The 22,205-nt window shown below is 71.6% G+C and carries 17 protein-coding genes; 10 read left to right on the top strand and 7 right to left on the bottom strand.

Going from position 1 to position 22,205, the window contains the following annotated elements:
* Positions 1-31: 31 nt before the first annotated feature.
* From OHA68_RS26170 to OHA68_RS26160, 3 genes are read right to left on the bottom strand one after another with little or no spacing between them, the layout of a single operon-like run.
* On the bottom strand, positions 32-799 hold the full coding sequence (locus OHA68_RS26170) for an ABC transporter permease (protein ID WP_327102593.1): 768 nt from the start codon (positions 797-799) through the stop codon (positions 32-34).
* Positions 789-1,784, bottom strand: a complete 996-nt coding sequence (locus tag OHA68_RS26165) for an ABC transporter ATP-binding protein (protein WP_327102592.1) — start codon at positions 1,782-1,784, stop codon at positions 789-791. Before OHA68_RS26165 ends, OHA68_RS26170 begins: the two co-directional genes overlap by 11 nt.
* A complete protein-coding gene (locus OHA68_RS26160; protein ID WP_327102591.1) occupies positions 1,771-2,424 on the bottom strand; it encodes an ABC transporter permease in 654 nt (217 codons plus the stop codon). The genes OHA68_RS26165 and OHA68_RS26160 overlap by 14 nt, the downstream gene beginning before the upstream one ends.
* A 111-nt stretch (positions 2,425-2,535) precedes the next feature.
* On the opposite strand from OHA68_RS26160, the gene OHA68_RS26155 reads away from it, so the two are divergent.
* A complete protein-coding gene (locus tag OHA68_RS26155) occupies positions 2,536-3,333 on the top strand; it encodes an IclR family transcriptional regulator (RefSeq protein ID WP_327102590.1) in 798 nt (265 codons plus the stop codon).
* A 511-nt stretch (positions 3,334-3,844) separates the two neighbouring features.
* On the opposite strand, the gene OHA68_RS26150 is transcribed toward OHA68_RS26155, so the two are convergent.
* Positions 3,845-5,545, bottom strand: a complete 1,701-nt coding sequence (locus tag OHA68_RS26150) for a potassium/proton antiporter (RefSeq protein WP_327102589.1) — start codon at positions 5,543-5,545, stop codon at positions 3,845-3,847.
* 21 nt (positions 5,546-5,566) lie between these two features.
* Positions 5,567-6,853: an ArsB/NhaD family transporter gene (locus OHA68_RS26145; RefSeq protein WP_327102588.1), complete on the bottom strand. Its 1,287-nt coding sequence runs from the start codon at positions 6,851-6,853 to the stop codon at positions 5,567-5,569.
* 278 nt (positions 6,854-7,131) lie between these two features.
* Here OHA68_RS26145 and OHA68_RS26140 point away from each other — a divergent pair, with 278 nt between their 5' ends.
* The 9 genes from OHA68_RS26140 to OHA68_RS26100 all read left to right on the top strand — a co-directional run bounded on the left by OHA68_RS26140 (position 7,132) and on the right by OHA68_RS26100 (position 18,877).
* On the top strand, positions 7,132-8,112 hold the full coding sequence (locus OHA68_RS26140; protein ID WP_327102587.1) for a HAMP domain-containing sensor histidine kinase: 981 nt from the start codon (positions 7,132-7,134) through the stop codon (positions 8,110-8,112).
* On the top strand, positions 8,109-8,765 hold the full coding sequence (locus tag OHA68_RS26135; RefSeq protein ID WP_189139496.1) for a response regulator: 657 nt from the start codon (positions 8,109-8,111) through the stop codon (positions 8,763-8,765). Before OHA68_RS26140 ends, OHA68_RS26135 begins: the two co-directional genes overlap by 4 nt.
* Positions 8,766-8,877: 112 nt before the next feature.
* Entirely contained in the window at positions 8,878-9,918 is a 1,041-nt protein-coding gene (locus OHA68_RS26130; protein WP_327102586.1) for a LacI family DNA-binding transcriptional regulator, read from the top strand.
* Positions 9,915-11,927 (top strand): beta-galactosidase, encoded by a 2,013-nt coding sequence (locus tag OHA68_RS26125; protein ID WP_327102585.1) that lies wholly within the window; start codon positions 9,915-9,917, stop codon positions 11,925-11,927. Before OHA68_RS26130 ends, OHA68_RS26125 begins: the two co-directional genes overlap by 4 nt.
* 13 nt (positions 11,928-11,940) lie before the next feature.
* A complete protein-coding gene (locus OHA68_RS26120; protein ID WP_327102584.1) occupies positions 11,941-13,260 on the top strand; it encodes an ABC transporter substrate-binding protein in 1,320 nt (439 codons plus the stop codon).
* Positions 13,261-13,303: 43 nt separating this feature from the next.
* Positions 13,304-14,224, top strand: a complete 921-nt coding sequence (locus OHA68_RS26115) for a carbohydrate ABC transporter permease (protein ID WP_327102583.1) — start codon at positions 13,304-13,306, stop codon at positions 14,222-14,224.
* Positions 14,221-15,078 carry a carbohydrate ABC transporter permease gene (locus tag OHA68_RS26110; RefSeq protein ID WP_225277077.1) on the top strand — a complete coding sequence of 286 codons (858 nt, stop codon included), beginning with the start codon at positions 14,221-14,223 and terminating at the stop codon, positions 15,076-15,078. The genes OHA68_RS26115 and OHA68_RS26110 overlap by 4 nt, the downstream gene beginning before the upstream one ends.
* A gap of 31 nt (positions 15,079-15,109) precedes the next feature.
* Positions 15,110-17,446 (top strand): alpha-xylosidase, encoded by a 2,337-nt coding sequence (gene yicI, locus OHA68_RS26105; protein WP_327102582.1) that lies wholly within the window; start codon positions 15,110-15,112, stop codon positions 17,444-17,446.
* 12 nt (positions 17,447-17,458) lie between these two features.
* Complete coding sequence (locus OHA68_RS26100; RefSeq protein WP_327102581.1) at positions 17,459-18,877, top strand: GH1 family beta-glucosidase; 1,419 nt, start codon at positions 17,459-17,461, stop codon at positions 18,875-18,877.
* Between the two features lie 36 nt (positions 18,878-18,913).
* On the opposite strand, the gene OHA68_RS26095 is transcribed toward OHA68_RS26100, so the two are convergent.
* Positions 18,914-21,394 (bottom strand): PEP/pyruvate-binding domain-containing protein, encoded by a 2,481-nt coding sequence (locus OHA68_RS26095; RefSeq protein WP_327102580.1) that lies wholly within the window; start codon positions 21,392-21,394, stop codon positions 18,914-18,916.
* Entirely contained in the window at positions 21,391-22,167 is a 777-nt protein-coding gene (locus OHA68_RS26090) for a TetR/AcrR family transcriptional regulator (RefSeq protein WP_327102579.1), read from the bottom strand. The genes OHA68_RS26095 and OHA68_RS26090 overlap by 4 nt, the downstream gene beginning before the upstream one ends.
* Between the last annotated feature and the right edge of the window lie 38 nt (positions 22,168-22,205).

The following is a 22,205-nucleotide window of genomic DNA, read 5'->3' as shown; positions in this document are numbered from 1 at the left end:
CCTCTTGGTTCGGGATTGCGGGAAGGACAGGTCACATGCCGCGGGGCTTGAGCAGGTTCTCGGCGAGCCCGCCCAGCCAGTCGATGAAGAAGGCGATGCACGCGGTCAGCACGCCGCCGACGATGGTCACGGGCAGACGGTTCAGCTTGAGCCCATTGATGATCAGCTCGCCCAGTCCGCCGGCGGCCACGAAGGCGCCGAGCGTGGCGACGCCGACGGTCAGCACCAGGGCGGTGCGCAGCCCGGCGAGGATGGCGGGCACGGCGAGCTTGAGCTCGACCCGGCGCAGGATCTGCCCCTTGGTCATGCCCATGCCGCGGGCGGCCTCGATGAGCGCGGGGTCGATCTGCTGCAGCCCGACCATGGTGTTGCGCAGCACCGGCAGCACCGCGTAGGCGACCAGGCCCACCAGGGCGGTCTGGAAGCCCACGCCCAGCACGAACGTGGCCAGCACGAGCAGCCCGATGCAGGGCACGGCCTGGCCCAGGTTGCCCGCGGTGAGGATGAGCGGGGTGACGAGCCGGTTCTTGGCGCGCGAGGCGACGATGCCGAGCGGGATCGCGATGATCACCACGAGGGCGGTCGCGAGGACCGTCATCCGGAGGTGCTCGACGGTCTTGGCGAGGATCACCGCCGCGTTGAGGCTGCGCTGTTCGATGGAGTCGAGCTCCAGTGTGCCGACCCAGGCGTACAGGGCGGTCAGCGCGATCAGGATGGCCGCCGGGGTGATCAGGTGACGCAGGCCCGAGGCGCGGACGGGGTTGCGCGGCTTGCCGACAGTGAGGGTTTCAGCGGTCACCGGCGACCACTTCCTCCCGCGCGACGGCTGAGGATCCCACGGCGGCGCAGAGCGTGGCGTAGGTGAGCACGCCGGACGGCGTGCCGCACCGGTCGGTGCCGTGCGCGACCATCAGGTCCAGCGCCTCACGCAGGGTGGCGTCCGCCGCGATCCGCGGCAGCTCGCGGCCGGGCCGCGTCTCCTCCTGGGGTACGTCCGCCACCCGGAGCAGCGCGAGCCGCTTGAGGGTGGCGTCCTGGCCGATGAAGCCGGCCACGTAGTCGTCGGCCGGATTGGCCAGGATGTTCGCGGGCGTGTCGTACTGCGCGATGTGCGAGCGGTCCTTCAGCACGGCGATGCGGTCGCCGAGCTTGATGGCCTCCTCGAAGTCGTGCGTGACGAAGATGATCGTCTTGCGCAGCTGTTTCTGCAGCTTGACGAACTCGTTCTGCAGGTGCTCGCGGGTGATGGGGTCGGTGGCGCCGAACGGCTCGTCCATCAGCATCACCGGCGGGTCGGCGGCGAGCGCTCTGGCGACGCCCACCCGCTGCTGCTGGCCGCCGGAGAGCTGGCGTGGGTAGCGGTCCCGGAACGTCGCCGGGTCCAGGTGCACCAGCGCGAGCAGCTCTTCCACCCGCGCGGCGATCCGGTCGGCCGGCCAGCCGAGCAGCTTGGGGACGAGCGCGATGTTCTGCCCCACGGTCTGGTGCGGGAACAGGCCGACCTGCTGGATGGCGTAGCCGATGTGCCTGCGCAGCTCGTCGGGGTGCAGGCTGAGGACGTCCTGGCCGCCGATGCGGATCTCGCCCGACGTGGGCTCCACGAGGCGGTTGATCATCTTCATCGTGGTGGTCTTGCCGCAGCCCGACGGGCCGACGAAGACGACGAGCTCGCCGGCGGGGATGACGAGGTTGACGTTGTCGACCGCTGGGGCGGGCTGCCCCGGGTAGTGCTTGGTCAGTGCCCGCAACTCGATGCGGACGCCTTCTGGATCACGGTCGAACACGAAGCCCCCTTGGCGTGGTCAGATGGCGGACGGCGGAGAAGAACGCGTCGAACAGCACCGCGATGATCACGATGCCGAGCGTGCCCGCGAGCGTGGCGTTGAGCGAGTTGACGGAGCCGAGCCGGGAGAGCCCCTCGAAGATCTGGCCGCCGAGGCCGGGCCCGTCGACGTAGGCGGCGATGGCCGCGATGCCGATCAGCATCTGCGCGGAGATGCGCACGCCCGCCAGGATCAGTGGCCAGGCCAGCGGCAGTCTCAGCCGCAGCAGCAGGCGGAGGGCGCCCATGCCCATCCCGCGCCCGGCCTCCACGGTGGCGGCGTCCACGCCGCTCAGCCCGGTGACGGTGTTCCTGATGATCGGCAGGAACGCGTACACGGTGAGCGCTAGCAGGGTGGACCCCCAGCCGAGCCCGGTGATCGGGATGAGCAGGGTGAGCAGAGCCAGGGAGGGGATGGTGAGGATGCCGGCCGACACTGTCAGGGAGGCGCCCCGCGCCTTGGGCCGCTCGTAGGTGAGGAGTCCGATCCCCACGCCGACGGCCGTGGCGATGGCGATCGCGAGGGCGACCACAAGGGCGTGTTCGACGGCGGCCAGCGAGAGGGTGTCCCAACGGGAGACCACGTACTCGCCGAAAGTCATACAGTTACCGCCTTCGCTTACGCTTGCATGGGCTTGTAAACGTATGACTTGTTGCGGTCATTGCAAAATCTGTTGCAACTAGCGCAACGCACTTGTTATGAACGGATGTGAATGGACGAGAAGCTTGCGGTGTCCTCCGCCGGCCTCCGCCGGGACCTGGAAATCCTCGAAGTCCTCGCAGGTCACGGCGATGGCCTCGACACCGACGGGTTCGGCGTGAGCTGGATCGCCCAGCGACTGGGCAGGGAGAAGAGCCAGGTGTCCAGGGCGCTGCGCGCGCTGGAGGCCGAGGGCATGGTGGAGCGCGATCCGCTGACCCGGCGCTACCACCTGGGCTGGCGGCTGTTCGCGCTGGCATCCCGGACCCAGCAGGCCAGGCTCGTCCAGGTGTCCGCGCCGTTCCTGCGCCGGCTGGCCGCCACCTTCAACGAGGACGCCCACCTGTGCGTGCTCCGCGGCGACCAGGTGCTCACCCTGGTGTCGATCCCCTCCTCGCGCGCCTACCACCGCATCTGGGAGGGCATCTCGGTGCCGGTGACCATGGCGGCGGCGGGCCGGTCGCTGCTCGCGGACTGGGCGCCGGAGCAGGTGCGCGAGCTGCTGCGGGCGCCCCTGCCCGCCGGGCTGGACTCCGCCGTCAGCGACGAGGAGCGGTGGATGACCGATCTCGGCCACGCGCGCTCCTTCGGGTACGTGGTCAGCGACGTCGAGCTGGACGACAGCCCGGCGGCGGTGTCGGCGCCGGTCTGGGACCACCGGGGGCTGATCGCGGGGGCGATCAGTGTCTCGATCACCCGCCTGGCGGACGTGACCCACGCGCACGCGATGGGCCGGGTGATCGCCGAGACGGCGCGCGAGCTCTCCGCCGGCCTGGGGCGGTTGCCCAGGCCCACCGGCGCCGAGCTCTGACGCCTCCTGCGGGTGGATCGGGGAAAGCTCAGGGCGATCACCGATACGACCTGGCCGGGCGGACGGGCAGGGTGGCGGTATGAATCCTGAAAGCCGCCTGGCGCGCGTCTCTTTCACTGCTGGGCCGGCCGCGTTCCTGGGCGGGTGGCTCCTCATGCTTCCCCTCGGCGGTGCCGCGGCGCCCGGCCCGTGGTGGACGGCCGCGCACGCGGTCTGGCTGACCGGCTTCCTGTTCTTCGCGGTCATGACGCTGGCGCTGCGGCGGATGGCCGCCCCGGTGACCGGGGGGCGGCGGACGCTGGTGGAGATCGCGTCCGGGGTGGCGCTGGTCAGCGTGGCGGCCAACGTCGCCCAGCTGGTGATCGACCTGGTCGCTGGGTTCACCTCGGCCGACGCCGCGGCCATGCGGGCGCTGTTCGACCAGGTGCGGGCCTACCCGGGGGTGGACCCGCTGGTCTACGGGGCCGGCGCGCAGTTGTTCTTCCTCGCGCTGCCGGTGCTGGCCGTCACCCTAGCCGTGCTGCGCCGGGTCACCCCAGTGAGCGCCGCCGTCGCGGTGTCCGGCGTAGTGCTGCTGGCGGGGGCGACGCTCACCGACGGGCGGAGCTCGGTGCTGGTGGCGGTCGGGATGGCGCTGCTCTGGCTGGGCACCCTGCTGCTGGGCCGTGGCCGGCAGGTCGGCGAGCTCGGCACGGCCGGATAGGCGTTCGGGGGCGGGGTCGGGGCCGCCCTGCTCGCCGTACCAGCGGGCCAGGCGGCCCCGGCGGCCCACCGCCCGCAGGCGGCGCTCGGCCGCCTCGCGGGTGGCGCCGGTGGCCACGATCAGCAGAGTGTCCCCCTCCCGCAGCCCGGTCTCCAGGGTGGGCACGAACGTGGCCCGGTCGCGGATGACCAGGCTGATCACGGCGGGCGCGGGCAGCCGCAGCTCGGCCACCTCCACCCCGTGCAGGCGGGAGCCGGCCGGGATGGTCAGGGTGAGCAGCTCGGCGTCCAGCACGTCCAGCGGCGCGGACTCGATGTCCACCTCCCGGGCCTGGTCGGGCTGGATGACGCCGAGCGCGCGGGAGATCGGCGGCAGGAGCGGTCCCTGGATCAGGGTGAAGACGACGACCAGGACGAACACGATGTTCAGCAGGTGGTCGCTGCCCGGCACGCCCGCCACGATCGGGAAGGTCGCCAATACGATCGGCACCGCGCCGCGCAGCCCGGCCCAGGAGATGAACGCCTGGTGCCGCCAGGGGACGCGGAACGGGACCAGACAGGCGAGCACCGAGGCGGGCCGGGCCAGGAGCAGCAGGACCGCGCCGATGAGCAGCGCGGGCAGCAGCGCGCCGGGCAGCTCGCTGGGGTCGACGAGCAGGCCGAGCATGACGAACAGGCCGATCTGCGCCAGCCAGCCGGCGCCCTCGGCGAAGGACCTGGTGGCCGCGCGGTGCGGCAGCACCGCGTTGCCGAGGATGATCCCGGACAGGTAGGCGGCCATGAATCCGGAGGCGTTCGCCGCCCCGGCCGCGGCGAACGCGATGACGCCCAGGCCGAGCGTGGCCAGCGGGTACAGACCGCTGGCGGGCAGCGCGACGTAGCGCAGCGCGGCCACCCCCGCCCATCCCACCAGCAGGCCGACGGCCGCGCCGACGACGACCTGGTAGATCACCTGCCCACCGATCGTGGGCAGGTCGGGAACACCGCCGACACTGCTGAAGACCAGCACCAGGATGACGGTGGGCGCGTCGTTGAACCCGGACTCGGCCTCCACCATCCCGGCCAGTTTCCGGGGCAACGGCAACGAGCGCAGGACCGCGAAGACCGCGGCCGCGTCGGTGGAGGACACGATCGCCCCGAGGAGCAGGGCGAGCTGCCAGTCCATGCCGAGCAGCAGGTGCGCGCCGGCGGCGGTGACCAGGACGCTGACCGCCACCCCGGCGGTGGCCAGCAGCGCCGAGGGGGCCAGCAGTCTGCGCAGGTCACTCCAGCGGGTGCTGAGCCCGCCCTCGATCAGGATGAGGGCCAGCGCGCAGGTGCCGAGCGTCTGGGCGAGCTGGGCGTCGTCGAAGTCGAGGCCCAGCACGTCCTCGCCGATCAGCATGCCGACAGCGAGGAACAGCAGCAGGCTGGGCAGACCCAGCCTGCTGGCGGTACGTGCGGCGGCGATGCTGGCCAGTAGCACCAGCCCTCCCGCGAGCAGGATCACGTACAGCTGCGGCAACGTCATCGTCACCACCCCTCCCCGCGCTCACGCAAAGTAACGCAGCCATACGTAGACCCAGGCCATGACGGAGCTGACGACCGTGACGAGGATCCCGTACTTGGTGAACTGCCAGAACGAGATGGGGTGTCCCGACCTGGCGGCGATCCCGATGGCCACCACGTTGGCGCTGGCCGCGACGGCGGTGCCGTTGCCGCCGAAGTCGGCGCCGAGGGCGAAGGCCCACCACAGCGCCTGCCCGGTGCCGGCGTCCGGCGCCTGCGCGACCAGCCCTTCGACGATGGGTGCCATGGTGGCGACGTACGGGATGTTGTCGAAGAAGGCGCCGAGCACGGCGGAGCCGAACAGCAGTGCGGTGGCCGCGCCGAAGAAGTTGTCGCCCACGGCGCCGACCGCCCAGGTGCCGATGGTGGCGATGACGCCGGTGTGCACCAGCCCCGCCACCATCACGAACAGGCCCATGAAGAACACCAGCGTCGGCCACTCGACCTCGCGCAGCGTCTCGCTGACGTCCGCGCGGGCCACCAGCAGCATCACGCCCGCGCCGAGCAGCGCCACGATCGACGGCTCCACGTGCACGATGGCGTGCAGCCCGAACCCGACGACGACCAGGGCGAGCACGACCAGGCAGCGGATCAGCAGCTTCGGGTCGGTGATGGCGCGCCGCTCCTGCAGGGCCATCACCTCGGCCACCCGGTCCGGGTTGTAGTGGAACGAGCGGCGGAACATCACCCGCGTCATCAGCACGAAGGCCACGAACACCACCACGACGATCGGCGCCATGTGCACGAGGAAGTCGTTGAACGTCAGCCCTGCGCGGCTGCCGATGATGATGTTGGGCGGGTCGCCGATGAGGGTGGCCGCGCCGCCGATGTTGGAGGCGAGGACCTCGGCGATGAGATAGGGCGCGGCGGGAATCGCCAGCCTGGCGCAGACCATGATGGTGACGGGCGCGACCAGCATGATGGTGGTGACGTTGTCCAGGAAGGGCGAGGCGATGCCGGTGATGGCCATCAGCATCACCATCAGCCGGTACGGCCGGCCCTGCGATTTCTTGGCGGCCCAGATGGCCAGATAGTCGAAGACGCCCGTCTGTTTGATGATCCCGACGATGACCATCATGCCGAACAGCAGGAAGATGACGTTCCAGTCGATCCCCTCGTGCTCGGAGAAGAACACCTCCGCGCCGGGGATCAGCCCGAACACCGCCATCACTCCGGCGGCGACGAGCACCACCTTGACCTTGTTCACCTTCTCGGTGGCGATGAAGAAGAAAGCCACCACGAAGACGGTCAGGGCGAGGACACCGCTCATCGGTCGCGCCCTGGTGGCCCCGTCCGGATCTGGGCACGAGTGGCGCATGTGACATGCCGCGGTGGTATCAAGAGTGTGCTCATGTCAAAGTCCTTTATTTGTGAAACGTCAGGCCCCTCAATCCTCGACAATCAGGACACTTGACCACCATCGGGTCTGACACCCATCTCTCCCCGCGCGGACTATGTAGGTCGCGCCCGATGAGCGCGCACGGACGCCGCGCGGATGGTGGCCGGCCCGGATGGACGCCGGCCCCTGTGCGGGGGCAGGGTGGAGGCATGACCGACGAGCGGCAGCGAACACCGGTGCAGGCCCTGTTCAGGCGCGTCATCGTGATCAACGGCCTGGTGTTCACCATCGGGACGCTCGTGCTGGCGCTCTCACCCGCGACGGTGTCCTCGCCGGTGCTGCTCACCGAGGTCCCGGTGCTGTCGATCGGGCTGGCGCTGATGCTGGGCGCCAACACGCTGCTGCTGCGCAGGAGCCTGGCCCCGCTGGAGGCGCTCACCGCGCTCATGCGGCGGGTGGACGTGCTGCGGCCCAGCGACCGGCTGACCGACAAGGGCAACGGCGACCTCACCGACGTGATCGGCGCGTTCAACGCGATGCTCGACCGCCTGGAGGCCGAACGGACCACGGCCAGCGCGCACGCCCTGGCCGCGCAGGAGGGTGAGCGGCAGCGCATCGCCCGCGAGCTGCACGACGAGATCGGCCAGAGCCTCACGGTGGTGCTGCTCGGCCTGAAGCGGGCCGCCGACCGGGCGCCGGGCGAGCTGCGCGAGGAGCTGCGCACCATCCAGGAGACGGTCCGCTCCAGCCTGGACGAGGTCCGGCAGGTCGCCCGGCGGCTGCGGCCGGGCGTGCTGGAGGATCTGGGCCTGATCAGCGCGCTGAACGCGCTGGCCGCCGAGGTCGCCTCGATGAGCGGCGTGCAGGTGGTCCGCCGCCTGGACCCCGGGCTGCCGCCGCTGGGCAGCGAGGCCGAGCTGGTGCTCTATCGCATCGCGCAGGAGGGCCTGACCAACATCGGCCGCCACGCCCACGCCTCCCGCGCGGAGCTGACCCTGTGCGGGCAGCCGGGCGGCGTGCTGCTGTCCATCGTCGACGACGGGCGGGGCGGTCCGATCCACGAAGGCGCCGGCATCCGGGGCATGCGCGAACGCGCCCTGCTCATCGGCGCCCGCCTGTCCATCGAACACCCGCCTGAGGGCGGGACCGCGGTGCGCCTGGCCGTTCCGGTCCGGGCCGAAGGGAAATGATCAGGTTGGAACCTACCCGCATCCTGCTCGCCGACGACCACGCCCTGGTGCGCCGCGGGCTCCGGCTGATCCTGGACGCCGAGCCGGACCTGACGGTGGTGGCCGAGGCGGGCAACGGCGCCGAAGCCGTCGAGCTGGCCGACCAGGGCGTGGACCTGGCCATTCTGGACATCGCCATGCCGCGCATGACCGGCATCCAGGCCGCCCGCGAGATCTCCCGCCGCGCGCCGGAGGTCCGCCTGCTCATGCTGTCGATGTACGACAACGAGCAGTACCTGTTCGAGTCGCTGAAGGCGGGAGCCAGCGGCTACGTGCTCAAGTCGGTCGCCGACCGGGACCTGCTGGAGGCGTGCCGGGCGGCGATGCGCGGCGAGCCGTTTCTCTACCCGGGGGCCGTCACCGCGCTGATCCGCGACTACCTGCAGCGCGACGATCAGGGCGAAGGGCTGCCGGCCAGCATCCTGACGCCGCGCGAGGAGGAGATCGTCAAGCTCATCGCCGAGGGGCACTCGTCCAAAGAGATCGCCGACCTGCTGGTCATCAGCATCAAGACCGTCGAGCGGCACCGGGCCAACGTGCTGAGCAAGCTCGGCATGCGGGACCGCCTGGAGCTGACCCGCTACGCCATCCGGGCGGGCCTGGTCGAGCCGTAGCGAGGTCGTTTAGGACATCCCATAACCCCCCATTGACATCTGCATAAATCGGCCCTTAGCTTTGCGAAACGTTTCGACAAGCTTCTCATGGGCCGAAGGGGGCCAGAACCGGATGTCCTCATTGCGGGATGTGGCCGAGCGCGCACAGGTCGCGGTCAGCACGGTCTCCGCGGCGCTGAACGGCACCCGCCCGGTGGCGGCGGCGACCAAGGAGCGGATCGAGCAGGCCGCGGCCGAGCTCGGCTACCGCCCCAACGTGCTGGCGCGCGGGCTGGTGAGCAAGCGCACCCGGATCCTGGCGCTGCTGTTCCCCGCGCCGCGCAGTGGATTCGGCCTGACCGAGATGCAGTTCGCCACCGGTGCGGCCGAGGCCGCCAGTGAGCGGGGCTATCACCTACTGCTGTCGCCGGAGAACGCCGACCCGATCGAAGAGCTGCGCCACCTGACCGGGCTGGGCCTGGTCGACGGCGTGCTGCTGATGGAGGTGCGGCTCGACGACGAGCGGACGCGGTGGCTGGCGGAGGCCGGTTTCCCGTTCAGCATGATAGGCAGGACCCGCGAACCGGGCTCGATCGACTACGCCGACATCGACTTCGCCCGGATGGCCGGGGACGCGGTCGCGCACCTGGCCGGGCTCGGCCATCGCGCGTTCGCCTTCTTCAACCACTCCACCGACGGCTACTCCGCGCAGTACGGCCCGGCCATCCGCGCCGGCGTGGAGTTCGAGGCCGCCGCCCGCGAGGCCGGCCTGGGCTACGTCGGCGACTTCCGCGCCGACTCGGCCGAGCAGGGGCGGCAGGCGTTCGAACGGCTCGTCGCCGAGCACCCCGAAGTGACCGCGCTGGCCGTGATGAACGACCACGCGGCGGTCGGGGTGATCGCCGCGGTGGCCGAGCACGGCTGGCAGATCCCCCGGGACCTGACCCTGATGCTGGTGCTGTCCTCGGCCCGGGTCGCCGAGATGTTCCACCCGCGGCTGACCACGCTGGAGCCGCCCAGTGCCGAGCTGGGCCGGCTCGGCGCCGGCATGCTCATCGACCGGCTGACCGGCGACGGCGACGGGCCACCCCGGCAGCGCCTGGTGGCCTGCCGCCTGGTGCCAGGCGACAGCTCCGCACCCCCGCCGGCCGACGGGACAGGGGGACGGCGATGACGCCGCGTCTGGGCATGCACACCCTCACGGCCGGCCGTGGCCTGCTCTTCGGCGGTGACTACAACCCCGAGCAGTGGCCGGAGAGCGTCTGGACCGAGGACGTCGAGCTGATGCGGGCGGCCGGGGTCAACCTGGTCACCGTCGGCGTGTTCAGCTGGGCGCGGCTGGAGCCGGAGCCGGGCGCCAGGGACTTCGGCTGGCTGGACCGGGTGCTCGGCCTGCTCGGCGACGCCGGGATCGCGGTCGACCTGGCCACCCCGACCGCCTCACCGCCGCCGTGGCTGGGCCACCGCTGGCCGGAGACGCTGCCGGTCGACGAATCGGGACACCGGCTCTGGTACGGCGCCCGCAACCAGTTCTGCCCGAGCTCGCCGGTCTACCGGGAGCGGGCCCTGGCCCTGGTGGCCGACCTGGCCGACCGCTACGCCGGTCATCCGGCGCTGGCGCTGTGGCACGTCGGCAACGAGTACGGCCAGATCTGCCACTGCGACGACTCGGCGGCGGCCTTCCGGGCCTGGCTCCAGGACCGCTACGGCGACCTGGACGGGCTCAACGAGGCGTGGGGCACGACCTTCTGGAGTCAGCGCTACAGCGACTGGGCCGAGGTCATCACGCCGCGCCGCGCGCCGTACCTGATCAACCCCACGCAGCTGCTGGACTTCCGGCGGTTCAGCTCGGACGCGCTGCTCGCGCACTACCGCGCCGAGCGTGACCTGCTGCGCGCCCGCACCCCGGACACGCCCGTCACGACGAACTTCATGGGCCTGTTCAAGCCGATCGACTACTGGTCGTGGGCGCCGGAGGAGGACCTGGTCTCCAACGACCACTACCCTGACCCGGCCGACCCGCTGGCGCCGGCCCGTACGGCGCTCGTCCACGACCTGATGCGCGGCCTCGGCGGCGGGCGGCCGTGGATGCTGATGGAGCAGGCCACCGCGGCGGTCAACTGGCGCCCGCACAACCTGCCCAAGCCGTCCGGGCAGATGCGCCTGGAGTCGCTGCAGGCGGTGGCTCGCGGCGCGGACGGGCTGTGCTACTTCCAGTGGCGGGCCTCCCGGTTCGGCGCGGAGCGCTTCCACGCCGCGATGCTGCCGCACGCCGGGCCCGACACCCGGCTGCACGCCGATGTGCGCGCGCACGGCGCCGAGCTGCGCCGCCTGGCCCCGATCGCGGGCACGACCGTCCCCGCCCGGGTGGCGCTGGTGCACGACTGGGCGAGCTGGTGGGCGCTGGACGAGCGCGGGCAACCGAGCGACCGGCTCGACCCCACCGACCAGCTGCTCAGCTACTACCGGCCGCTGTGGGAGCGCGGGGTGGCCGTGGACGTGGTGCCGCCCTCGGCCGAGCTGTCGGCGTACGCGCTGGTCGTGGTGCCGAACCTCTACCTGATCAGCGACGCCGACGCCGCGTCACTGACCGCGTACGTGCGCGCCGGCGGCGTGCTCGTGGTCGGCCCCTACTCCGGCGTCGTGGACCCTCGCGCGCACGTCCGCACGGGCCGGTTCCCCGCCCCGCTGCGCGAGGTGCTGGGCGCCTCGGGCGAGGAGTGGCGGCCCGTGCCGGAGGATCGGCCGGTGCCCTGCCGCTGGTCGGACGGCGCCGCGTTCGCCGCGCGCACCTGGACCGAGCTGGTGCGCTCGGACGGCGCCGAGCCGGTGGCCGCCTTCACCGAGGGCGAGCCGGCCGGTCACCCGGCGGTGCTGCGGCACCGCAGCGGCCGGGGCGTCGCGTGGTACGTCGCGACGCTGCCGGAGCAGGACGCGCTCGCCGAGCTGACCGCCAGGGCGCTGGCCGACGCCGGCGTCACCGGCGTCCTGCCCGACGTGCCGCCCGGCGTGGAGGCGGTCCGCCGCGGCCCCGCGCTGTTCCTGCTCAACCACGGCGACGACGCCGCCGACGTGCCGATCCCGCACCGCGCCGAAGACCTGCTCACCGGAACCACGGCGGAGGGCCGCATCACCCTGGCCCCCAGGGCGGTCGCCGTCCTGCGCCCGCTCGACACCCCCTAGGAGAAAGATCCCCATGCACAGCAGAAGAACCTTCCTGGCCTCCTCCGCGGCGATGCTGTTCCTGTCCGCCTGCGGCTCCGGTGGCGCGGACGACGCCGCCCCCGCCGCCTCCCCCATCGGGGGCGACGAGAACGCCGCCGCGACGCTCACCTTCTGGGCCTGGGCGGAGAACATCCAGCGGGTCGTCGACCTGTGGAACTCCAAGAACCCCACGCAGAAGGTCACCCTCAGCGGCCAGGCCGCCAGCGACGAGCTGATCGCCAAGTTCCTCACCGCGGTCAAGGCGGGCAACGCGCCCGACATCCTCCAGGTGGAGTATCAGTCGCTGCCGACCCTCATCACCAACAACGCCCTGCAGGACCTGACCCCCGTGATCGGCGACGTGAAGTCCGCCTTCCCGGACGGCACCTGGAACCTGACCTCCTTCGGCGGCGCCACCTACGGCGTGCCGCAGGACGTCGGCCCGATGATGCTCTTCTACCGCGCCGACATCTTCGAGGACATGGGCCTGAAGGTGCCCGCCACCTGGGAGGAGTTCGGCGCGCTGGCCGAGACCGTGCGGAAGAAGGACGACAAGCGCTACCTGACCACGTTCTCCCCCGGCGACGCGGGCTGGCTGTCGGGCTTCGCCCAGCAGGCCGGGGCCAACTGGTGGACGAACGAGGGCGGCGCCTGGAAGGTCTCCATCGACGACCCGGCGACCAAGAAGATGCTCAGTTTCTGGGGCGAGCTGGTCAACTCCGGCACGCTGCTCGGCGACCCGATGTACACGCCGCAGTGGAACAGCCAGATGAACGACGGCACCATCATCGCCTGGCCGAGCGCCGTCTGGGGAGCCGGCGTGCTGGCGGGCGTCGCCCCGTCCAGCAAGGGCAAGTGGAAGATGGCCCCGCTGCCGCAGTGGAGCGCGGACGAGCGGTTCACCGGCTTCTGGGGCGGCTCCTCCACCGCCGTCGCCGCCTCCTCCAAGCAGCAGGCCCAGGCCGCCAAGTTCGCCAAGTGGATGAACACCGACCCCGAGGCGCTGAAGGTGCTCGTCGAGATCGGCCTCTACCCCTCGGCCACAGCCGGCCAGACCTCCGGCGGGCTCGGCGCGGCGCCCGACTACATGAAGAGTCAGACCGACTACTACGAGTCCGCCGCGGCGATCGCGCAGACCGCCCGCGGCTTCAGCAGCTGGGGCCCGAACACCAACGTCACCTACGGCGCCCTGGAGGACCTGATGCCGACCGCGGTGAAGGAGAAGGCCGACTTCGCGGCCGTGGCCACCAAGGTCCAGGAGATGAGCCTGGCCGACCTCAAGAAGCAGGGTTACGAGGTCTCCGGCGGCTGAGACGCCCCCTTGGAGCGTTCCAGCTCGCAGAACGGATATGACCATGACTGTCAACAAGGCCGCCCCCGGGCGGCGCGGTACGGCGTCGGCGCCCTACCTCATGACGGCGCCCGCCGTGGCGCTCTTCGTCGTCTTCATCCTGGTGCCGATCGGGTACGCGATCTGGCTCAGCCTGCACGCCATGCGGGTGCGCGGCGCCGGGTTCGGCATCCGTACCGAGGTGTTCATCGGCCTGGAGAACTACCTCGACGCGTTCCGGGACTCGGCGCTGGTGGAGGCGCTGGGGAACATGCTGGTCTACGGCCTGATCATGGTGCCCGCCACCATGGGCCTGGCGCTGCTGTTCGCCCTGCTGCTGGACGCGCCGCGGGTCGGCGGCAAGCGCTACTCGCGGATCACCATCTTCCTGCCGTACGCGGTCCCGGGGGTCATCGCGAGCCTGCTGTGGGGGTTCATCTACCTGCCCGCGGTCAGCCCGATCAGCGCCGCCCTGGAGGCGGTCGGGCTGCCGGCGGCCGACTTCTTCGGTGACACGTCGATCTTCTTCTCGATCGCCAACATCGCGGTCTGGGGTTCGATCGGCTTCAACATGGTGGTGCTCTACACCACCCTGCGGGCCATCCCCAAGGAGTTGTACGAGGCCGCGCGGCTGGACGGATGCGCCGAGTGGCAGATCGCGCTCCGGATCAAGATCCCGCTGCTGCGCCCGGCCCTCGTCATGACCTCGGTCTTCACCCTGATCGGCATGCTGCAGGTGTTCAGCGAGCCGGCCACGCTGCGGCCGATGACCAACGCCATCACGCAGGACTGGGTGCCCCTGATGCGGGTCTACCAGCAGGCGTTCGTGGAGAACGACGTCTACCTCGGCGCCGCCACCTCGGTCCTGCTGGCGGCCGCGACCGTGCTGCTGTCGCTCGGCGCGATCGGCGTCTTCCGGATCCGGACCAACAGGAGCGAGCGATGAGCGTCCCGCGAGACCGCGGCACCCGCATGAAGATCGTGCCCACGATCGTGCTGGCGCTGGGCGGGCTCTATGCCGTCCTGCCGCTGCTCTGGGTGGTGTTCGCGGCCACGAAGAGCTCCGAGGAGCTGTTCACCACCTTCTCCGGGTGGCCGAGCTTCAACGGCGGCTTCACCGGTAACCTCAGCGCGCTCAACGACTACGGCGACGGCCGGTTCTGGCTGTGGATGCTCAACAGCCTCATCTACGCGGGCGGCGGCGCCTTCCTGACCGTCGTGGTCTCCACCGCGGCCGGGTACGCGCTGGCCAAGTACCGCTTCACCGGGCAGCGGCTGATCTTCGGGGCGCTGCTGGCCGGCGTGCTGGTGCCGCAGATCACGCTGGCCATCCCGCAGTACCTGATGCTGTCGGAGATGGGCCTGGTGGGCACCTACTGGTCGGTCATCCTGCCCAGCATCATCAGCCCGTACAGCATCTACCTGTGCCGGATCTACGCCGGCGCCGCCGTGCCGGACGACATCCTGGAGGCCGGGCGGATCGACGGGGCCGGCGAGTTCAGGCTGCTGTGGTCGGTGGCCGCGCCCGTCATGACGCCGGGCCTGGTCACCGTGTTCCTGCTGCAGTTCATCGCCATCTGGAACAACTTCCTGCTGCCGTACATCATGCTCGCCGACGACAGCCTGTTCCCGCTCACCGTGGGGCTCTACTCCCTGCTCAACCGGGGCGCCTCGCAGCCCGCCCTCTACACCCTGGTGATCACCGGCTCGCTGCTGTCGATCATCCCGATCATCGCGCTGTTCCTCTTCCTGCAGCGCTTCTGGCGGCTGGACCTGGTCGCGGGCAGCGTCAAGGGCTGACCCGCACTCCCCTCATCAGAGAACGGATGACATGAAGTTCAAAGACGGCTACTGGCGGATGCGCCCCGGCACGCGGGGCGCGTACGCCAACGCGGCCTTCGACGTGACCGCGGCCGCCGACTCCCTGCGCATCCTGGCGCCGACCAGGCCGATCACCCGTCGTGGCAACACCATCGACGGGCCCGTGCTGCGCGTGGACGTCTCCTCGCCGATGGCCGAGGTGATCCGGGTCCGCGCGGTGCACCTCGCCGGGTCGGTGCCCGCCGCGCCCGCGTTCGAGGTACGGGAGGAGCACCCGGCGGTCCAGGTCGGCCTGGACGCCGGGACGGCCACGCTGACCAGCGGCTCGCTGCGGGTCAGCGTGCGCAGGGACGCGCCCTGGGAGATGACCTTCAGCGCCGGCGGGCGGGAGCTGACGCGCAGCGGCGAGAAGTGCCTGGGCGTCATGACCGACCCCGCCGACCGGCACTTCATGATGGAGCAGCTCCACCTGAGCGCCGGGGAGCTGGTGTACGGCCTCGGCGAGCGGTTCGGCGCGCTGGTGCGCAACGGCCAGGCGATCGACATCTGGAACGACGACGGCGGCACCAGCAGCGAGATGGCGTACAAGAACGTCCCGTTCTACCTGACCAACCGCGGCTACGGCGTGTTCGTCAACCACCCGGGCCGGGTGTCGTTCGAGGTGGGCTCGGAGACGGTGTCGCGGGTGCAGTTCAGCGCCGAGGGGCACGACCTGGAGTATCTGATCATCCACGGCCCGACGCCGGCCGAGATCCTGCGCCGCTACACGGCGCTGACCGGCCGCCCGGCCCTGCCACCCGCCTGGTCGTTCGGGCTGTGGCTGTCCACGTCCTTCACCACCGACTACGACGAGGCGACCGTGACCTCGTTCGTGGACGGCATGGCCGAGCGGGACCTGCCGCTGAGCGTGTTCCACTTCGACTGCTTCTGGATGCGCCAGTTCCGCTGGTGCGACTTCGAGTGGGACCCCGAGGTGTTCCCCGACCCCGAGGGCATGCTCAAGCGGCTCAAGGATCGCGGGCTGAAGATCTGCCTGTGGATCAACCCGTACATCGGGCAGGCGTCCGCGCTGTTCGAGGAGGGCATGGCAGCCGGTCACCTGCTGCGCCGCCCGGACGGGACCGTCTGGCAGGACGATCACTGGCAGGCGGGCCGGGCACTGGTGGACTTCACCTCGCCGGCCGCCCGTGAGTGGTACGCGAGCAAGCTGCGCGGGCTGCTGGACATGGGCGTGGACTCGTTCAAGACCGACTTCGGCGAGCGGGTGCCCACCGACGTGGTCTACGCCGACGGCGCCGACCCCGAGCGGATGCACAACTACTACAGCCTGCTCTACAACGAGACCGTGCACGAGGTGCTGACCGAGCGCCGCGGGCCCGGCGAGGCGGTGCTGTTCGCCCGCTCGGCCACCGTCGGCGGGCAGCGGCTGCCGGTGCACTGGGGCGGCGACTGCGAGTCGACCTTCGAGGCGATGGCGGAGAGCCTGCGCGGCGGGCTGTCCCTCGGCATGGCCGGCTTCGGGTTCTGGAGCCACGACATCGGCGGCTTCGAGGGGCGGCCCGATCCGGCGGTCTTCAAGCGCTGGGTCGCCTTCGGCCTGCTGTCGTCGCACAGCCGGCTGCACGGCAGCCAGTCCTACCGGGTGCCGTGGCTGTTCGACGAGGAGTCGGTCGACGTGCTGCGCTCCTTCACCCGGCTCAAGGCCCGCCTGATGCCCTACCTGTACGGCGCGGCGGTACGGGCCAGCCAGGAGGGCATGCCGGTGATGCGGGCGATGCAGCTCGAATTCCCCGGCGACCGCGGCTGCGAGTACCTCGACGCCCAGTACATGCTCGGCCCCGACCTGCTGGTGGCGCCCGTGCTGTCGGCCGGCGGCGAGGTGTCGTACTACGTCCCGGCCGGCGTCTGGACCCGGCTGCTGGACGGCGGCGGCGGCGACACCGTGACCGGGCCCGGCTGGCACACCGAGCGGCACGGCTTCGACAGCCTGCCGCTGCTGGTGCGGCCGGGCGCGGTGCTGGCGACCGGCGCCCACTGCGACCGGCCCGACTACGATTACGCCGACGGCGTCACCCTGACGGCGTACCGCCTGGCCGACGGCGATCGGCGGACGGTGACCGTACCGGACACCAGCGGCGACGCGGCGGCCGTGTTCGAGGTCTCCCGCGTGGGAGACCGCGTCCACGCCCGCCGGACCGACGGTGTCCCCGCCCGCTGGAACCTGTCGCTGGCGGGCGTCGCCGAAGCCGCCGGCGCCACCGGCGGCACCCTCGAGACCACCCCCGCCGGTGTACGAGTCGCCGCGAACGGCGACACTGAGCACATCGAGATCGTCCTGAAGTCATAGGAGTGACTCCCCATGCCCACTTTTCCCGAAAACTTCCTGTGGGGCACCGCCACCGCCGCCTACCAGGTCGAAGGCGCCGCCTTCGAGGACGGTCGCGGACCGTCGATCTGGGACACCTTCTCGCACACCCCCGGCCTGGTGACCAACGGCGACACCGGTGACGTCGCCTGCGACCACTACCACCGGCTGGAGGAGGACCTGGACATCCTCGCCGGCCTGGGCGTGGGCGCCTATCGCTTCTCCATCTCCTGGCCCCGGGTGCTGCCGGGCGCCGGTGACCGGATCAACCAGCCGGGCCTGGACTTCTACAACCGGCTCGTCGACGGGCTGCGCGCCCGCGACATCGCCCCGGTGGCGACCCTCTACCACTGGGACCTGCCCCAGGAGCTGGAGGACGCCGGCGGCTGGCCCAACCGTGAGACCGCGCTGCGCTTCGGCGACTACGCCCGGCTCATGGGCGAGGCGCTCGGCGACCGGGTGCACACCTGGATCACTTTGAACGAGCCGTGGTGCTCGGCCTACCTGGGCTACGCCTCCGGCGTGCACGCCCCGGCCCGCACCGACGCCGCGGCCGCGCTCGCCGCCGTGCACCACCTCAACCTGGGCCACGGCCTGGCCGCCAGGGCGCTGCGCGAGGTGATCGACCCGGCCGCGAAGATCTCCGTCACCCTCAACCTGCACCACGTCCGGGGCGAGTCCGACAAGGACGCCGAGGCCGTGCGCCGCACCGACGCGCTGGCCAACCGGACCTTCCTCGGCCCGATGCTCGACGGCGCCTACCCGCGCGACCTCATCGACGACACCGCCTCCGTCACCGACTGGTCCTTCGTCCAGGACGGCGACGAGGCGACCGCCGCCGCGCCGCTGGACCTGCTCGGCGTCAACTACTACAACCCCGTCCAGGTCCGCCTGTGGGACGGCACGAGCGAGCGCGACCAGGCCGACGGCCACGCCAACGGCGCCGCCTCACCGTGGATCGCCTGCGACGACATCGACTTCGTCCGCCAGCCCGGCCCGTACACCGAGATGGGCTGGAACATCGACGAGACCGGCCTGACGGAGCTGCTGCTGCGGCTGCACCGCGACTACCCCGACCTGCCCCTGATGATCACCGAGAACGGCGCGGCCTTCCCCGACGTCGTCTCCGACGACGGCCACATCCACGACGAGCAGCGCGTGGACTACCTGCACCGGCACCTGACGGCCGTCACCGAGGCCATCGAAGGCGGCGCGGACGTCCGGGGCTACTTCCTGTGGTCGCTGATGGACAACTTCGAGTGGGCGCACGGCTACGCCAAGCGCTTCGGCATCGTGCGCGTCGACCATGACACGCAGGTGCGCACCTGGAAGGACAGCGCGTACTGGTACCGCGACGTGGTCGCGGCCAACGCGCTGCCCGCCACCGACCAGGTCACCACCGCCGCGTCCTGACCCACGACGGCGGATCGGGCCCGCGCCCGATCCGCCTCAGGTGAGCAGTTCGACCGTGCCGCGTTCGCCGTCCACCCGGACGCGGTCGCCGTCGCGCAGTCTCATGGTGGCGTTGCCGGTGCCGACGACGGCGGGGATGCCCAGCTCGCGGGCGACGATGGAGGCGTGCGAAAGAGGCGCGCCCAAGTCGGTCACCACGGCCGCCGCCCTCGGGAACATCGGCGTCCAGCCGACGTTCGTGAGCGTCGTCACCAGGATCTCGCCCGGCTTGAGCCGGTCGCCGTCCTCGGGCCCGGCGATGACCCGGGCGACGCCCTCGACCACGCCCGGCGCGCCGGGGAAGCCGGTCACGGTGTCGCTGACGGGCGCGCCGCCGCCGCGCGCGTCGTAGAGGTCGCCGCGCCGGTCCGGGTCGGCGGCCCAGCGGACCGGGTCGAAGCGGCCGACGATCAGGGCGGGGTACGGCGGCAGCGCGGCGTAGCGGTCGTAGGTCGCCCGCCGTACCGGCACCTGCTCCAGCGAGGTCTCCTCGCCGCGGAGCACGGCGAGGATCTCCTCCCGGGACAGGAAGAACAGCGCGTCGCCCTGACCGGTGAGCTCCCCGGCGCGGACCACGAACGCGCGCACGACCCAGAAGGCGCGCACCACCTCCGACCGGGTGGACTCACGGTCGCGCACCACGCCGTTCCAGCGCCGCACCTTGGCCCGCATCGTGGCGTGCCCGCGCGGGTAGCGCCGGGCGAACCGGGTCCACGCCTCCTCGCGGGCCCGCTCCTGGCGGGCCAGCAGCGCCTCGGTGCCGGCGCCGGCCTCGCGCAGCCCGGCGAGCTGCGCGTCGGTCCAGGCCGGGTCCTCACCGGGGCGCGGCAGGGAGATCTCGAACTCGTGCGGTCCGCGATGCCCGTACGCTCGGGCGAACTCCGCCCGGGTGATCTCGCCCCTGGCCAGCCTGCCGAGCCCGGTCAGCAGGCCGAGGCTGGCCAGCTCGCCGTCCGCGTTGACGCCGGTGAGCATGGCCTCGGCGTCGAGGTCGCCCACCAGCCGGCGCAGCTTGCGGCGGGTGAGGACGAGCGTGGCGCCGCCCTGCCGGCCCGCGGCCTCCAGCATGCGGCAGGCCGTGACCAGGTGCGGCTCGATCTCGCGGGCCCACAGCTCGGCCAGCTCGGGGCCGGTCCGGACGTCCGCGATGGCGGCGCGGAGCTCATCGCACCGGCGCGCGGCGGTGGCCAGGAACGGACGCAGGCTCCTGAGGTTGGCGCGCACCCGCCGGCGCACCCGTACGGCCACCGGAAGGACGGCCTTGACGATCTCCCAGCGGGAGGCCGTCAGCAGGGGCACGTCCAGGCCGGGCGGCACCTTGCCGAACACCTCCTCCATGGCGCTCAGCCGGCCGCGCATGCCCAGGGCCGCGGCGACGGAATAGGAGGCGCTCAGGTTCATGTAGAAGCGGCCGCCGATGTTGCCGATCAGGTCGAAGCCGGGCATGGCCGAGACGGACATCGCCTCGCGGATGAACAACTGGACGTACGACCAGGTGGCGGGCGTCATCACGTCGGGGATGGCCTCGCCGAGGTTGCCCGCGGTCCACAGGTGGTCGCCCTTGAGCGTGTCGTTCCACTCCTCGGTCCGCTGCCCGAGTGCGGTGATCGGACGGGCTTGGACGATGGCGAACGTGGCACCGCTCCTGGCCCACTCGACGTCCATCGGCACGCCGTACAGCTCCTCGACGCGCGCGCCCAGCGCGGCGAGCTCCAGGGCCTGCGGCTCGGTGAGCACGGGCGCGCGGCGCAGCTCCTCTGGCGTCGGCCGCTCGTGCGTGCCGCCGGCGGTCCGTACGGTCATCACGGCCTTGTCCCCGGTACGCGTCTCGGTGATCCGGCCTTCGGACACCACGATCGTGTCGGGCGTGACCTGGCCGCCGACGACCGCCTCGCCGAGCCCCCAGGAGGCGTTGATCACGGTCTCGCCGCGGTCGCCGGTGACGGGGTTCGCGGTGAACATGACGCCCGCCGCGTCGGCGTCGACCAGCGCCTGGACCACGACAGCCAGCGCGACGTCGTCGTGCGGCACGCCGTTCTGGTCGCGGTAGGCGATGGCGCGCGGGTTCCACAGCGAGGCCCAGCAGCGCCGGACGGCGTCGAGCAGCGCCGGGCCGCGGATGTTGAGGTAGGTGTCCTGCTGGCCGGCGAACGACAGGTCCGGCAGGTCCTCGGCCGTCGCGGAGGAGCGGACGGCCACCGGCACGTCGTCGCCCATCGCCTCGTAGGCCGAGCGGATCTCGGCGGCGAGGCCGGCGGGGAGGTCCCGCGCGGCGAACAGGTCCGCCTTGCCCCCGGCGTCGGCTTGGCGCAGCTCGTCGCGGAAGTCGGCGACGAACGCCCGGTAGGCGTCGGTGGTGATGACGAAACCGCCGGGAACGGGCAGTCCCGCCCTGCTCAGCCTGGCCAGGGACGCGCCCTTGCCGCCCGCCGTGGCGAGGTCGGCGGCGGCGTCGCCGAGAGGCAGCACGGTCTTCACGTGGCACTCTCCTCGACGCCGAGGCTGAGCGCCAGTTTGCGCCGGGCGACGTCCTCGACCGTGTCCAGATAGACCCGAGTCGCACCCGCCACCGCGTCGGCACGGCCCGCCGAACCACCCGGCACCGCGTCGGCGGCGACTCCGTTCGCCGGTGGGTCCGCGCTGAGCGCCCGGTCGGCGGTGTCGGCGATCAGCTCCGGCAGCCGGTCGTCCGGCACCCGCGCCGACTCGGGCAGCAGGCCCTGCGTGACCAGGAATCCGTACAGCACCGAGGAGACGACGACGAGCTGCTCGGCGGGCGTCCGGTCCGCGCGGACCACGCCCAGCTCGGCCAGCGCGCCAAGGTAGGTCTCGAACGCGCTGGTCAGCACGGGGGTCGTCACACTCTCCCGCTTCTGCCTGCCCAGCCTGCCGAGCACCTCGTTGTCGCCGAGCAGCAGCGCCCGCATCAAGGGCCGCCGGAGCAGCGCCCCGGCCAGCCCGCGCAGCACCTCGCGCAGCGTCCCAGGAGCCGCGGCGCGGACCTCCTCCAGCATGAGCACCCGCTCCCGGCGGAGCAGCGCGGCGAAGAGCGCGTCGCGGGTCTTCCAGTGCAGGTAGATCGTGCCCTTCGCGACGTCCGCCTGCGTGGCCACGTCGTCGACGGTGGTCTTGTCGTAGCCCCAGCGAAGGATCAGCTCCGCGGCGGCGTCCAGGATCTGGTGCGCCCGCGCCAACTGGCGGGCCGGATCCTGCGGCGGTCGGCCGGCCTTGACCATCGCTCGCCTCCACATTTTCTGACTGGATGAGCGTATATGGTCATTTAATGTAC

The sequence above is a fragment of the Nonomuraea glycinis genome, from assembly GCF_035920485.1.
In the GTDB taxonomy this organism is placed as follows: Bacteria; Actinomycetota; Actinomycetes; order Streptosporangiales; family Streptosporangiaceae; genus Nonomuraea; species Nonomuraea glycinis.
Note: the sequence above shows the minus strand (reverse complement) of the source record. Positions and strands in the feature narration are given on the sequence as shown.